The sequence below is a fragment of the Clostridium paridis genome, assembly GCF_016765615.1.
Classification (GTDB): Bacteria; Bacillota; Clostridia; order Clostridiales; family Clostridiaceae; genus Clostridium_T; species Clostridium_T paridis.
Genome location: NZ_JAESWA010000027.1, coordinates 220,553 through 233,928 on the forward strand (window position 1 = coordinate 220,553; position 13,376 = coordinate 233,928).

General features: G+C 30.2%; 15 protein-coding genes. 11 read left to right on the top strand and 4 right to left on the bottom strand.

The window, feature by feature from the left end; genetic code table 11:
• Positions 1 to 3: 3 nt before the first annotated feature.
• Genes JK634_RS18615 through rnfB form a run of 4 tightly spaced genes read left to right on the top strand, consistent with a single transcriptional unit; the run spans position 4 to position 2,652 of the window.
• The gene (locus JK634_RS18615; RefSeq protein ID WP_202769247.1) at positions 4 to 567 is read left to right on the top strand and encodes an RnfABCDGE type electron transport complex subunit G; all 564 of its coding nucleotides are present in this window, start codon (positions 4 to 6) and stop codon (positions 565 to 567) included.
• 1 nt (position 568) lies between these two features.
• Positions 569 to 1,195, top strand: a complete 627-nt coding sequence (gene rsxE / locus JK634_RS18620) for an electron transport complex subunit RsxE (protein WP_202769248.1) — start codon at positions 569 to 571, stop codon at positions 1,193 to 1,195.
• Positions 1,192 to 1,773: an RnfABCDGE type electron transport complex subunit A gene (locus JK634_RS18625; RefSeq protein ID WP_202769249.1), complete on the top strand. Its 582-nt coding sequence runs from the start codon at positions 1,192 to 1,194 to the stop codon at positions 1,771 to 1,773. The genes rsxE and JK634_RS18625 overlap by 4 nt, the downstream gene beginning before the upstream one ends.
• 15 nt (positions 1,774 to 1,788) lie before the next feature.
• Positions 1,789 to 2,652 carry an RnfABCDGE type electron transport complex subunit B gene (rnfB, locus tag JK634_RS18630; RefSeq protein ID WP_202769268.1) on the top strand — a complete coding sequence of 288 codons (864 nt, stop codon included), beginning with the start codon at positions 1,789 to 1,791 and terminating at the stop codon, positions 2,650 to 2,652.
• 62 nt (positions 2,653 to 2,714) lie between these two features.
• On the opposite strand, the gene JK634_RS18635 is transcribed toward rnfB, so the two are convergent.
• A complete protein-coding gene (locus tag JK634_RS18635; RefSeq protein WP_202769250.1) occupies positions 2,715 to 3,227 on the bottom strand; it encodes a L,D-transpeptidase in 513 nt (170 codons plus the stop codon).
• Positions 3,228 to 3,258: 31 nt separating this feature from the next.
• On the opposite strand from JK634_RS18635, the gene JK634_RS18640 reads away from it, so the two are divergent.
• The 3 genes from JK634_RS18640 (at position 3,259) to JK634_RS18650 (ending at position 5,645) form a co-directional block, all read left to right on the top strand.
• The gene (locus tag JK634_RS18640) at positions 3,259 to 4,092 is read left to right on the top strand and encodes a DUF421 domain-containing protein (protein ID WP_243425650.1); all 834 of its coding nucleotides are present in this window, start codon (positions 3,259 to 3,261) and stop codon (positions 4,090 to 4,092) included.
• Between the two features lie 36 nt (positions 4,093 to 4,128).
• Positions 4,129 to 4,770, top strand: coding sequence for a glycosyltransferase (locus tag JK634_RS18645; protein WP_202769251.1), 642 nt, complete (start codon positions 4,129 to 4,131; stop codon positions 4,768 to 4,770).
• 230 nt (positions 4,771 to 5,000) lie between these two features.
• The gene (locus JK634_RS18650; RefSeq protein ID WP_202769252.1) at positions 5,001 to 5,645 is read left to right on the top strand and encodes a pentapeptide repeat-containing protein; all 645 of its coding nucleotides are present in this window, start codon (positions 5,001 to 5,003) and stop codon (positions 5,643 to 5,645) included.
• 54 nt (positions 5,646 to 5,699) lie between these two features.
• Here the strand turns inward: JK634_RS18650 and JK634_RS18655 are convergent, their stop codons facing one another.
• Positions 5,700 to 6,392 carry a 5'-methylthioadenosine/adenosylhomocysteine nucleosidase gene (locus JK634_RS18655; protein ID WP_202769253.1) on the bottom strand — a complete coding sequence of 231 codons (693 nt, stop codon included), beginning with the start codon at positions 6,390 to 6,392 and terminating at the stop codon, positions 5,700 to 5,702.
• A gap of 339 nt (positions 6,393 to 6,731) precedes the next feature.
• Here JK634_RS18655 and JK634_RS18660 point away from each other — a divergent pair, with 339 nt between their 5' ends.
• Positions 6,732 to 7,487: a tRNA threonylcarbamoyladenosine dehydratase gene (locus JK634_RS18660; protein WP_202769254.1), complete on the top strand. Its 756-nt coding sequence runs from the start codon at positions 6,732 to 6,734 to the stop codon at positions 7,485 to 7,487.
• Between the two features lie 37 nt (positions 7,488 to 7,524).
• Here the strand turns inward: JK634_RS18660 and JK634_RS18665 are convergent, their stop codons facing one another.
• Together JK634_RS18665 and JK634_RS18670 are read right to left on the bottom strand one after the other, a co-directional pair.
• The gene (locus JK634_RS18665) at positions 7,525 to 8,184 is read right to left on the bottom strand and encodes a DUF4230 domain-containing protein (protein ID WP_202769255.1); all 660 of its coding nucleotides are present in this window, start codon (positions 8,182 to 8,184) and stop codon (positions 7,525 to 7,527) included.
• Positions 8,185 to 8,220: 36 nt separating this feature from the next.
• Positions 8,221 to 9,423 (bottom strand): class I SAM-dependent methyltransferase, encoded by a 1,203-nt coding sequence (locus JK634_RS18670; RefSeq protein WP_202769256.1) that lies wholly within the window; start codon positions 9,421 to 9,423, stop codon positions 8,221 to 8,223.
• A 429-nt stretch (positions 9,424 to 9,852) separates the two neighbouring features.
• Here JK634_RS18670 and JK634_RS18675 point away from each other — a divergent pair, with 429 nt between their 5' ends.
• Genes JK634_RS18675 through JK634_RS18685 form a run of 3 tightly spaced genes read left to right on the top strand, consistent with a single transcriptional unit; the run spans position 9,853 to position 12,707 of the window.
• The gene (locus tag JK634_RS18675; protein WP_202769257.1) at positions 9,853 to 11,022 is read left to right on the top strand and encodes an MFS transporter; all 1,170 of its coding nucleotides are present in this window, start codon (positions 9,853 to 9,855) and stop codon (positions 11,020 to 11,022) included.
• Positions 11,023 to 11,034: 12 nt separating this feature from the next.
• The gene (locus JK634_RS18680; protein ID WP_202769258.1) at positions 11,035 to 11,988 is read left to right on the top strand and encodes a GNAT family N-acetyltransferase; all 954 of its coding nucleotides are present in this window, start codon (positions 11,035 to 11,037) and stop codon (positions 11,986 to 11,988) included.
• 59 nt (positions 11,989 to 12,047) lie between these two features.
• Positions 12,048 to 12,707 carry a deoxynucleoside kinase gene (locus JK634_RS18685; RefSeq protein WP_243425651.1) on the top strand — a complete coding sequence of 220 codons (660 nt, stop codon included), beginning with the start codon at positions 12,048 to 12,050 and terminating at the stop codon, positions 12,705 to 12,707.
• Positions 12,708 to 13,376 lie beyond the last annotated feature (669 nt).

Sequence of the window (13,376 nt, forward strand, 5' to 3'; positions counted from 1 at the left end):
GACATGAATGAAGAACATAAAGAGAAAGAGTATAGTATTTTTCAAATTGCTTTTAATCTTGCCATAGCATGTCTTATTTCAGGAGCAATAATTGCGTTAACCTATTATAAAACTGCAGCAACAGCAGTGCAGAAGAGCGAAGAACTTCTTAATCAATCCATGAAATCTTTGGTTACTGATGCTGAAAGTTTTAAGGCTATAGATGGAAAGACAGGTTGGTATAGCGCAGAAAAAGGAGGAAAGGTTATAGCTTATGTAGTTCCAACAGAAACAAAAGGATACGGGGGAACTATAAAATTACTTACAGCCATAACTCCAGAAGGAAAAATAATAGATTATAACATAATATCCCATAACGAAACTCCAGGGTTAGGGGATAATGCTTCCAAGGATAAATTCAGGAAGCAATTTAACGGAAAAGATATAAATGGTTTATCTGTTGTAAAGGATCCATCAGACAAGGAACATATCCAAGCTATGACAGGTGCGACAATATCATCAAAAGCTGTTACTAAAGGTGAAAAAGAGGCGGTAGAACTAGTAATTGAATATAAGGAGGGAAAGTAACATGAGAGAACTTTGGAAGATTTTTTATAAAGGGCTCTTTGATGAAAATCCGATTTTTAGATTGGCATTAAGCTTATGCCCAGCCTTAGCAGTTACAACTACTGCATCAAATGCACTTACTATGGGACTTTGCGTAATGTTTGTAATAACAGCGAATAATACAGTAGTTTCATTAACTAGAAAGTTAGTTAATCCAAAGGTTAGAGTACCAATATATATTACCTCAATTGCTACAATAGTTACGTTGGTTCAGTTAATTTTACAGGCATATTTTCCGGTTTTATATAAAAACCTTGGAATATATCTAGCTCTAGTAGTAGTTTTTGCAATAATACTAGCACGAGCAGAAGTATTTGCATCTAAGAATCCTATTTTCCCATCATTCCTAGATGGATTAGGAATGGGTTGTGGATTTACACTAGCTATGTTGTTAATTGGAGTAATTAGAGAATTCTTTGGAATGGGAACAATATTTGGAGTAACAATATTAGGAAGTTGGTATAATCCTGCACTAATATTTATTCTACCACCAGGAGCATTTATGGTTATTGGGTATTTAATAGGTGGAATGAAGCTACTAGATAAAAGAAAAGCAGCAATAGCAAGAAAAGGAAGTGAAGCAAGGTGAAGGATTACTTTATATTATTTATGAGTGCTGTATTAGTTAATAACTTTGTATTAACTAGATTTTTAGGATTATGTATATTTTTTGGAGTATCAAAGAATTTAGATGCATCAATTGGCATGGGTATGGCAGTAACATCAGTAATAACCTTGAGTTCTATATTATCTTGGGTTGTATATCATTTTGTATTAGCTCCTTTTCACGTAACATTTTTAACTACACTGATATTTGTTTTATTGATTGCCAGCTTTGTACAATTACTAGAAATGATTATTAAAAAGTATCTGCCCACATTATATGGAATGTGGGGAATATACCTACTATTAATAGCAACTAACTGCGTTGTGCTAGGAGTACCTTTATTAAATGTTGAATCAAATTATACATTCTTAAAGAGTATAGTTTTTGCAGTGGGTTCGGGAATGGGTTTTGCGCTGGCAATTACATTAATGGCTAGTCTAAGAGAAAAACTGAGGTATGCAGATGTTCCAGAATCGTTGCAAGGAACTGGTGTGGCATTTATTGTAGCAGGTATGTTAGCATTAGCTTTTCTAGGTTTCTCAGGCATGATATCAATTTAAGGAGGGAGTATTATGTTGAGTACAGCAATTGCCGTTATAGTTGTTATGGCTGTGGTAGGGATTATTTTTGGATTAGTACTAGCTATAGCCAATAAAAAATTTGCAGTGGAAGTTAATCCACTAATTGAAATGGTTGATGAAATATTACCAAAAGGACAATGCGGAAGCTGTGGATATGCAGGGTGTAAAGCTTATGCTGAAGCTGTAGTTTTAGATCCTAATGTTCCAGCAAATTTATGTGTGCCTGGAAAGATAGAAATAGCTAAAAAGGTAGGAGAACTTACTGGAAAAGTTGCAGAAGAGATTGAACCAATGGTAGCCCATGTAAGGTGTTTAGGTTCAAAGGATAAGACTGTGTTAAATTATAACTATGAAGGAATTGACGATTGCATGGCAGCAAGTTTGTTACTTGGAGGCCCAAAAGGATGTCAATATGGATGTCTAGGGTTTGGTACTTGCGTAAAAAATTGCCCCTTTGGAGCTATGACTATGGGGGATAATGGGATACCTGTTGTGGATAGAGAAATATGTACAGGTTGTAAGAAGTGCCAAGAATCCTGTCCTAAAAAAGTAATTGAAATGATTCCTAAAGACTCTATTGTTATGGTAAACTGCAATTCTTTAGAAAAGGGAGCAGTAGCACGAAAGCTTTGTACTGTTTCTTGTTTAGGTTGTGGTATTTGTAGTAGAAGTTGTACTCATGGGGCTATAAAAGTTGAAAATAATCTAGCGATTGTTAATTCGGAAATATGTATAAATGAATGTACGAATGCAGTTTGCACAGAAAAATGCCCAACAAAAGCAATAGAAATTATATTACCTAGATTGAGAGAAGATATCAAAAAAGAGGAATCTGTTGAGCATAAGCCAGCAATTTAGTTAATGAATTTGAACTTAAAAATAGTACTATTAGTTTATATAACTACTAGTACTATTTTTATTTAGGAAATATATATAGTTGTGCCTTTTGGAACATTATCATAAATCCATTTAGCATTTAAGAGAGCAAGTCTTACACAACCATCGGAAATACGTTTGCCCAATCTTCCGTCACGTATGGTTCCATTAAGATTATAGATTATTGAGTGAAATAAGTAATTTCCAACTATTTGAGTGTAATATCTACATTTATATCCTTTCTCTTCCCCGAAAGATAAACCTTTAATACCAACTTTAAAAGTGCCTTTAGGAGTAGGGGTTGAAGGTTTACCAATAGAACAACTGTAACTATTTAAGAGTTTCCAATTGTCTTTAGCACCTTGAAAAATATTTGTTTTAAAATTTTTAGTATCTACCCAAATAAGAAAGGAGGTTGTGCTTGAGAGGTTATTTACTATATTCTCAGCATTATTTGAGTAGGTAGGATCTTTTCTAAATAGATTAACAGTTTTATCTAATGTAGGATTAAGAAAAGCTATAAGTATTTTTATGGGATAATTAAACGATATTTTCATAGGTCACCTTTATTAAAATCTATATACTATTATGATAGTTTTAGATAAAAATCATGTTCCAACAATAAGCAGTAATAATATTTCCTATTATGGGGAATTTATATGGGTAGTGATTATGATTAGTGAGAGTGTGATTCTTATGGATGTTAAAGAATTATTATCTGATGCGGACATTATTATACGAAGTATTGTATCTATAGTAATGTTATTTATTTTTACTAGACTTATGGGTAAAAAACAAATTTCACAACTATCATTTTTTGATTATATTGCAGGAATATCTATAGGATCTATTGCTGGAGAATTTACAATTAATGAAGATATTAGTTATATTCATGGACTCATAGGAATTGTTGTATATTCAGTTATACCCATAGCAATAGGATACATATCATTAAAAGGAATAAAGCTCAGAAAAATACTAGGTGATTCGCCAACAATTCTTATACAAGATGGGAAATTTATTGAGAAAAATCTTAAAAAGAGCAAATTTACAATAAATGATGTATTAGAGGAGTGTAGATTAAAAGGGGCATTTAATATCTCTGCAGTTGAGTATGCAATACTTGAAACAAGTGGGCAAGTTAGTGTTCTACTTAAGCCACATGAGCAGATGGTAACACGAAAAGATTTAAATATTCAGGCATCCTATGAAGGGATAATAGCGGATATAATTATTGACGGTAAAATAATTGAGGATCATTTAAAACTTATGAATAAAGATAAAGACTGGCTATTAAAAGAATTAGAAAAAAAGTCTATTAAATCACCTGAAGAAGTATTTTTAGCAACTATGGATTCGAAGGGTGAAGTATATATAGATCTAAAGAATAAAGATCCTAAAGTTTTGGATGTTATAGAGTAATACATATTTTGCTTAAAAATAAGGAGGATAAACGTAATGAAAAAAATCTTATCAAAGATTCTATTGGTACTATTTTTGATTCAGGTAATAGCTCCGTTAAAAGTATATGGAGTAGATAAGAAAATAGAAAATTCTTATAGTGAAAAGGGGTGCATAACTCAAGAAGTTCAAAGAAAGCTATGGGAAGAACATGTTCAGTGGACTAGAAGCTATATAGTTAGTGCATTGGCAAATTTAGATGATAAGGAAATAGTGTTACAAAGGTTACTTAAAAATCAAGATGATATAGGGAATTCTATAAAACCGTATTATGGGGAGAAGGCAGGAAATTCTTTAGCGGTACTTTTAAAAGAACATATTAGTTTAGCAGGGCAGGTATTAGAAGCTGCTAAGAACGGAAAAAAAGATGATTTAGAAAAATATAATAAACTATGGTACGAAAATGCAGATAAAATTTCAAGTTTTATGAGCAAAGCTAATCCAACCTGGGATGAAAATTTTATAAAAGACATGTTATATAAACATTTGGGGTTTGTCACTGATCAGGTTTTAGCTAGATTAAATAAGGACTGGAACTTAGATATAATTTCTTATGATAAAGGGCAGAATCATATGTTGATGTTTGCAGATATTATTTCGAAAGGCATAATAAAGCAATTTCCTGACAAATTCAAATAAATTATTATAGGGTTTTAAGTTCAACTAATAATTTATTAGTGTCTGAAAATGTCCAGAGACCGATATTTTCAAACAAGAATAAATTAAGTTTCCTATAAAACCCTATATAGGGCTTATTAAAGATTTAATAGGCCATTTTTTATGCAAAAACTAATATATTTTATGTTAGAAAGTTTACTTTATATAGTGTATTATTAAGTTAAATAAATTAAGAGGGGAATGGAGATTATATGGGTGAGCTTAAGAAAATATTAAAGCCTAAATTAGAAGCTGAACTAAATAGAAATGATGATATTGAAAGTTTAATAATAAATGAAAATTATATTTCAGACACTATAATTGAAAATATTAATTTGGATTATATAAATGAAGAAAAAGTTGAGATAAATGGTTGTAAGTTTGTAAATGTAATATTTAACGAGTGTTCTTTAAGGAATGTAGATCTACTAGATGTAGTATTTGAAAATTGTGATTTATCTAATGTAGATTTTTCGGATGGAAGCATTCACAGGGTAGAATTTAAGGATTGTAAGCTTATAGGCACTAATTTTAGTGGCGGAAATCTTCAAAATATATTATTTCAAGAGTCTTTAGGACGGTATTCAAATTTTGGATATTCTAAAATGAAGGATATAAATTTTAAAGAGTGTAATATGCAAGGAGCAATATTTTTAGAATGTAATTTTAATAGCGTTGCATTTAAAGAGTGTAATTTAGCAAGTTCTGAGTTTACCAATACTCTCCTTAAAAAAGTTGATTTTAGAGATAGTGATATTTCGGAAATTGCTTTAACTGGAAGAGAACTAAAGGATGCTATAGTATCACCAATTCAAGCAGTCGAATTAGCAAGACTTCTAGGAGTTATAATTAAATAAGATATAGTATAAAAGCCAAAGGAAATAACTTATCCTTTGGCTTTTAATTATTAATTACATCTTCTTTAGCATTTTTTCTAAAATAGTTGTAGAATTTCTTACTCCTATTGGTGTGAACTTTTCAAAATCCATATGGGCACCATTATTAGCATTATCAGAGATTGAACGAATTACTACAAATGGTATGTTATTTAAGTAACATGTATGAGCAATACTTCCACCTTCCATTTCGCAAGCAAAAGCTTCAAACTCACTTGATAACCATTGAATTTTATCAATGCTAGCTACGAATTGATCACCTGTTACGATTCTACCTTTAAAACTTTTTATGTCAGATGTCTCATTGCATGCTTCTTCTGCTAAAGTAACAAGTTCTTCATCACATTTAAAATCAAAAGTATCTAATCTTGGTATTTGGCCATGAGGATCTCCAAATGCAGTAGTATCCATATCATGTTCTACAAGGTTGTTGGCGATAACTACATCTCCAGGATAAATATCTTTTCCAATTCCTCCTGCTACACCTACATTAATAACTTTATCAACTTTATATTCACTTGCTAATATCTGAGCACATACAGCAGCATTAACTTTACCAACTCCACAAACTACAGCTATTACTTCTTTTCCCCATAGATTTCCTTTGTGGAATGTCATCTTAGCTTTATCCTCTTTTGAAGTAACATCCATATCTTCTAAAAGCAGTGCTAATTCTTCTGACATTGCAGCTATTATTCCAATTATCATATTGAATCCTCCTAAAATATTAATTCCTTAAAACATTATACATTAACACATAACTAGAATGCATCAAAAATGTTTTATTATGTTAATTAACTTTCTCCCATAGAAACTTATAGGATTTTAAGTTCAACCAATAATTTATTTATGTAAGAATAAATTAAGTTTCCTACAAAAAACTATATTCTAAAATTGAAAATAAAACCCTATTGTTTTATTCAAGGATATAATCTAAAATGATATAAGAATATTTATATTTAACGAAGAGATAAAAATTATTACATATTAAATAACACGAAATGATTAATAATTTTAAAATGCTTTATACAAAGGAGAGAATGTAATATGTTACAGCATTCATTATCTAGAACAGAGCTTTTAATAGGAAAAGATGGTTTAGATAAATTAAAAAATTCAAAAGTTGTGGTTTTTGGTATAGGTGGAGTAGGAAGCTTTACTGTAGAGGCACTTGCAAGATCTGGAGTAGGGACTTTAGTTCTAATCGATGATGATACAATTTGTTTAACTAATTTAAATAGACAGGTACATGCAACTTATAGCACAATAAGTAAGTCAAAGGTTGAAGTTATGAAGGAAAGGGTATTATCAATAAATAGACAATGTAATGTTATTACCCATGAAACCTTTGTAACTCCAGAAAATCTTTCTGATTTTATTTCAGAAGATACGGATTATGTAGTTGACGCTATAGATACTGTATCAGCTAAAATTGCTTTAGCAGTTTATTGCGAAAATAATAATATAAGAATAATGAGTTCAATGGGGACAGGAAACAAGCTTGACCCAACGCAATTCAAGGTAACAGATATATACAAAACAAAAATATGTCCTTTAGCTAAGGTTATGAGATATGAGTTAAGAAAAAGAGGGGTAAAATCTCTTAAGGTTGTATATTCTGAAGAAATACCTATGAAACCTAAAGATGAGGATGTTGTAACTTGCAAAACAGGTTGCGTATGTACAGGAGGAACTAAAAAGTGTACTATTAGACGTCAAATACCTGGAAGTATAAGCTTTGTTCCACCAGTTGCAGGTATGATTATAGCATCTCAAGTGGTTAGAGATTTAACTGGACTTTAAAATAAGTGAATTAAAAAAAGAGCCTAAGGCTCTTTTTTTATTGATAATTTATAACAATTTCTGTTTTACTATTAGGAAGTAATGGAGATAAAATATTTTTTACCGCTTCTTGAGATTTGCTTTCTGCCATAGCATATAAATCATCCTGAAGCATTTTTTCTTTCATCTTATCTTTAACCTCTTTACAAATGGTTGAATTTTCTTCAGGGGAGAGTTTAATCTCGCCAAATCTAAGTAAACCATTTGTTGTGGTCTCATAAAGTGTTTTATCTTCGTACAGCGCAATGTCTTCGATTTGAGGTTTGGGTAATGTAATATTAATGAGATTTGATGAATTATTTATTATAATATTATTTTTGTCTATAGAAGCAAAATCTATAGAATAACTTCCTTTGCCATAAAAAACTATCTCTTTTACCTTTTTAAAAACTTCCCAGTCTCCCCAGCTATCATCTATTAAAATACGTTCCTCTAAATCTGTTTCTAATGGAATAATTTTTTGAGTTTCATGTATTTTGTCAACAATACTCTCTTGAGAAATAAACTTGGTAGTATTTGATGAATCTAAGGGCTTTAATTGTTTTGACTGCTGTTTTTGCGGTTTTATAAATATTCTATAAGAGGCGTAAAACCCTAAAGAAACAAACAAAATAGCAAGTATAGACATAGAAAACACTTTTCTTTTTAACTTCCTCATAATTCTTCAAATACCCCCAATATTAAATGAAGTTTATTAGTTAGATAACCAGCCCTCATTTATAAATTGATATAGAGCTGGATAAACATTTAATGCACCCATTAAGCTCATGTATTCATCCATAAGCTCATATCTTTCATCGGAGGTTTTTATTGCTCTAATCATTAGGTTTTTTGGAGTTTCTAATGGTGAAATATATTCAACGACTGAAACATTGTATCCTTTAGCTTCAAGAAGCATACTTCTCATACCATCTGTAAGCACATCAGCCATTCTAGCTTTTAATATGCCGTGTTTGATGATTCCATTAAAAGGCTCGTAACTGTATTGTGATAGCATTTCTCTATGACAACAAGGAACTGCAATAATACAATCAGCATCAACTTTAATACCTAAAGCTAAGGCCATATCCGTTGCTGTATCACATGCGTGAAGAGAAATAACTACATGTATTTTTCTTTTTGGAATATAATTTTTTATATCTATTGCATGGAATTCCATATTTCTATATCCTAAGTTAGATGCCATTTTTTTAGAGGAATTAATTACACCTTCAGATATATCTAAGCCAATAAAGTGACATTTTCTTTTCTTAACTTCTGTTAGGTAATAGTTTAGTACAAAAGTAAGATAAGATTTTCCACAACCACAATCTAATATAGTTATGACTTCATTTCTTGGAAGGGAATCAAGGGCTCCCTCTAGTAATTCTACATAACGGTCTATTTGATTATATTTTCTAATTTTATTATTTATGACTTTTCCTTCTTTGCTCATTATTCCAATTTCTTTTAAAAGAGCATCTGCTTTTCCAACTTTTATATAATAATCTCTGTTTAGAAGAGTTGAAGTTTCATTTAGGTGAGGTGCAGAAGTGTTATTTTTAGCAGTAACTAATTCATCCTCTTCCTTAACCTCTTTGTTCTGCATTTTAACATTCTTATTATCAGCTGTTATTAATATATCTGTCCCTCTTTCTCTATATAATATTGAAACTTCATCGTAGCTTTCACTATCAGAACAAATTCTTTCGAATAGAGAATTTATAGGATAAACTTTTGTTTCTCCATTAAAGTTATATGATATATTGCCATCTAAGTAATCACCTACTCCTTTAAAGGTTTTAAGGCCTGCTTTGTTAGAAACATAAATTCCTTTAAATATAGAGGCATTATCACTAAATCTACTTTCTAGTCCTATTAAAAATAGTTTTATTTTGCCTATGTTTTGCTTATTCATAAAATCACTAACCTTTCTAAAGAGTTTTAATTATGAATTTTATCTTAAAACTCTAAAACATCTACCAATAATATTAGAATTAACCTTACATAATATCAATATATATTTTTATTCTTTAAGATTTTATAATATTTTAAGGTTTTGGATAACATTATAAGTTTGAATTATAATATAAGAATTTACTATAGGGTTTTAAGTTCAACTAAATTAAGTTTCCTATAAGAAAACCCCTATGGACTACCCTAAAGAATAAAAAATAGAATTAGTCGCCTGCCAAATTTTCCTCACATGCGTTTGGAAAGGCAGATGCGAGAAAAAAATCGACGGCTCATAATCGCCTTGACGATTTTTTTATAAAAGACATTTCATAATATAATTTATGATATAATTAGTTTCTGAATTAATAAATTCGTTTTAGGAGATGAGACATTGGATAAGGGGAAAAATAATTGGACAGCTTTGGTTTTTATGTTTATTCTAATGATTTTAGCTGCGTTTGTTGAAAATACAAAAGGAATCTTTATACCAACATTTAAAGAACAATTTTCTGTTGGAGATACTCAAATAGGAAATATGCTTATAATAACATCAGGAGCATATATGGTTTTAACTTTTTTAGGTGGCGCACTCTGTCAAAAATTTGGACAAAAAAATGTTTTTATTATAGGAATTATCTTATTAATTATTTCTTTAATTACATTATCTAAAGCACAAAGTTTTATTATCCTTCTATTTGGAATGGGATTAAGTAGCGCAGGATTGGCCTTGATTAGTATAGCAAGTAATACCATTCTTCCTATTATAGTAATAACAGCACAAACAATAATAATGAATTTAATGCATTTTTTCTATGGATTTGGATCAACTTTAGGACAAAGTCTATTTGGATTTCTATTATCTAAAGGGATTCAGTGGAGAAGTATATTTCTGTATATAGCTATAACATACGGAATTATATTAATTGCTTTTGTTTTTGTTAAGATTCCAAAGCCAAAGATAGCACATGGCGAAGATAAGTTAAGTTTTAAAGATGTTATAACTAATAAACTTATTCTTGCTTATATGTTAGCGTTGGGATTCTACGTATTTGCAGAACAAGGAACGGGCAATTGGTTTGTAAATTATTTAATAAAAGCAAAAGGATTTACACAAGAAAATGCAGCACTTTATCTATCTCTATTTTTTGGAACACTTACAATAGGAAGATTACTTGGTGGTTTTGTAGTGCATAAGTTAGGATACTTTAAAGTATTGATTACTTCTTTATCTATTGGGGTTATATTATATGTTTTGGGATTAATAATTGGAGGAAAAGGAATATTGATAGTTTCTTTCGCAGGTATGTTCTTTGCAATCACTTTTCCAACCATTGTTCTTACTGTTAGCAAAGTTTTTACACAAAGAACTGCATACATCACAGGATTAGTAGTTACAGCATCTAATTTCATGGCAATGATATTTAACTGGATAACAGGATATATAAATGATAAAATAAATCCAGATAATGCTATTTTTATTATACCTATATGTGGAGCTTTATCTGTAATAAGCATGTTATATATAAATAAGAATACAAAAAGTATATTAAAACACCCCTAGGAGATGATCTTTATGGTAAGCAAGGCTAAAATAACTATTGAAGCTTTAAGAAAAGGTAGTAACGAATATTTAATTAAGGATCCTTTAGAACTAAATATAGGAAAGATTATAATTCTTAATGCTGATAGTGAAAATAAGGTTTGTTACCTAAGGTTTAAGTTTTATAAGAATGAAAAAAGAGATTTATTAAAGAACGCTTTAGATGAATTACTTCAAAAAATATTTGAAGTTGAGAGGTTTTATAAATTAAATCTTTTAGTTAGTGAAGACACTCCATTAGGACCATTTTTAAACGTAGGGCTTGAACTGCAAGGAATACTAGAGGATAATCTGATAATAAATGGAGGACATAGAGGTGAACTATTATTCGGAATTAATTTCTTTGAATATAGGATTAAGGGGAGGAAAGCACCTTTAGTTTCACTGGTTGGGGAAAATATTGAGGTAAGAAGTTTAACTCCAGAAAATGCTCAAGAGATGCTTGACTATTTTATTAGAAATGAAAGATATCTACAAGCCTTTGAACCGAAGCGTGATTCTAGTTTTTATAGTTATGAAACACAATATAATATTTTAGTTGAAGGATATAGGCAACTATTAGATGGAACGGGTGTAGATTTAGGAATATTCAAAAACAATAAGTTGATTGGAAAGATAAGAGTTTCTAATATAGTATACGGGGTATTTAAAAGCGCTATTATAGGATATTCTATGGATGAAAGAGAACAAGGAAATGGTTATATGAAAGAAGCGGTAAGGCTTGTTATAGAGTATTCTTTTGAAGACTTAGGATTGCATAGAATTGAAGCTTCAGCAATGGTTGATAATATTAAATCACAGAGAGTTTTATTAGGGTGTGGATTTAAGGAACTTGGAATAAACGAAAAATATCTATATATTAATGGAGAATGGAAAGATCATAAAACTTTTTATACAATAAATAATTCTACGGATGATTACTATTAGTAGAAATTAATATTAGGAATAATTAGTTGACATAATTAAAATCCTATAAGGAGGAAGCCATGAAGCTTTACGAAAAATTGCTTAGCAATATAGATAGGAATGATAATTGGGATATGATTGTTATTGATGGAGTAGTAGGAGTGGGAAAAAGTACATTAATGATGCTTCTAGAAGATGAAGGATATGTACCATTTAAGGAACCAGTTTTGGAGAATCCTATATTAGAGAAGTTTTACTATGATAGAAAGAGATATGCTTTTGCATTACAGGTATATTTTTTAAATAATAGATTTAAGTTTATAAAAGAAGCAGGGAAAATAGAAAACGCAATAATGGATAGAAGTATTTATGGAGATGCAATATTCCCTAAACTACTTAAGGAAGTAGGGGATATGAGTATAGAAGAATTCGATATATATTGTAACCTATTAGGAAATCTCTTAGAACATGTGAAACCTCCTAAGCTTATGATTTATTTGCAAATATCTGTGGATGAGGCTATAAACAGGATAAGAAGCAGAGGAAGAAGTTATGAGCAAGTGGTGGAACGAGAATATTGGGAAACTTTGAATCGTGAGTATGAAGAGTATTTTAGCTCCTATACTATATCACCCTTACTTAAAATAAATGTAGATAAACTAGATTTTGAGAATATTCAGGAAGATAGACAATATATTATTGGTCTAATAAAAGATAAATTAAAAGAGATCGAAGCTTAACATTCTAGCATGAGTGTTAAGCTTTTTTACTCTTTAGGAATTTATAATGTTTTTAGGTTATGGATAAAATTATAAGCCTCAATTATAATCTAAGGACTCATTTTAGGGTTTTAAGTTCAATTAAAGAATAAAAAATAGAATTAGCCGCTTGCCAAATTTTCCGCATATGCGTTTGGAAAGGCAGATCCAAGAAAAAAAATCGACGGCGCATAATGGCTTTAACGATTTTTTTGCTTGAATATATTGAAAATATATGAGATTAGAAGCCTAAAATGGATAATATTACTTAATATATAATACAAACATATCCTAGCGTATCAATAGGAATATTTAAAAGAAATAATGAGAAAAATGAAGGATATAGAATATATATCATAGATACAGGGTAAAATAGAAAAAAGAGTGGTTATTTTAGATGTTAAGATAAAACACGTTCCGGTTGGAGCAACAACATTCAACAAAAAATGAGCAAAAAATAATGTTCAAAAAAATGTTGACAGCTCGAAAGTGGTATGATAAGATAGAACTTGTCGCTGCGAGAGAGCAGAGACGAAACAAACAAACTGGTCTTTGAAAATTAAACAGAGGAAATGAAGTAAGATTTAGAAATAAACTTAAGTCAACGTAATCTTTTGAGTTAGATTAAGCTTTCAAATTGAGAGTTTGATC

Excerpts from the sequence above, each read along its gene's own strand:
- JK634_RS18660 (WP_202769254.1), top strand. The coding sequence starts at position 6,732 with ATGTTACAGCATTCATTATCTAGAACAGAGCTTTTAATAGGAAAAGAT.
- JK634_RS18635 (WP_202769250.1), bottom strand. The coding sequence starts at position 3,227 with ATGAAAATATCGTTTAATTATCCCATAAAAATACTTATAGCTTTTCTT.
- JK634_RS18665 (WP_202769255.1), bottom strand. The coding sequence starts at position 8,184 with ATGAGGAAGTTAAAAAGAAAAGTGTTTTCTATGTCTATACTTGCTATT.
- rsxE (WP_202769248.1), top strand. The coding sequence starts at position 569 with ATGAGAGAACTTTGGAAGATTTTTTATAAAGGGCTCTTTGATGAAAAT.
- JK634_RS18645 (WP_202769251.1), top strand. The coding sequence starts at position 4,129 with ATGAAAAAAATCTTATCAAAGATTCTATTGGTACTATTTTTGATTCAG.
- JK634_RS18670 (WP_202769256.1), bottom strand. The coding sequence starts at position 9,423 with ATGAATAAGCAAAACATAGGCAAAATAAAACTATTTTTAATAGGACTA.
- JK634_RS18640 (WP_243425650.1), top strand. The coding sequence starts at position 3,259 with ATGATAGTTTTAGATAAAAATCATGTTCCAACAATAAGCAGTAATAAT.
- JK634_RS18685 (WP_243425651.1), top strand. The coding sequence starts at position 12,048 with ATGAAGCTTTACGAAAAATTGCTTAGCAATATAGATAGGAATGATAAT.
- JK634_RS18615 (WP_202769247.1), top strand. The coding sequence starts at position 4 with ATGAATGAAGAACATAAAGAGAAAGAGTATAGTATTTTTCAAATTGCT.
- JK634_RS18680 (WP_202769258.1), top strand. The coding sequence starts at position 11,035 with ATGGTAAGCAAGGCTAAAATAACTATTGAAGCTTTAAGAAAAGGTAGT.
- JK634_RS18655 (WP_202769253.1), bottom strand. The coding sequence starts at position 6,392 with ATGATAATTGGAATAATAGCTGCAATGTCAGAAGAATTAGCACTGCTT.
- JK634_RS18650 (WP_202769252.1), top strand. The coding sequence starts at position 5,001 with ATGGGTGAGCTTAAGAAAATATTAAAGCCTAAATTAGAAGCTGAACTA.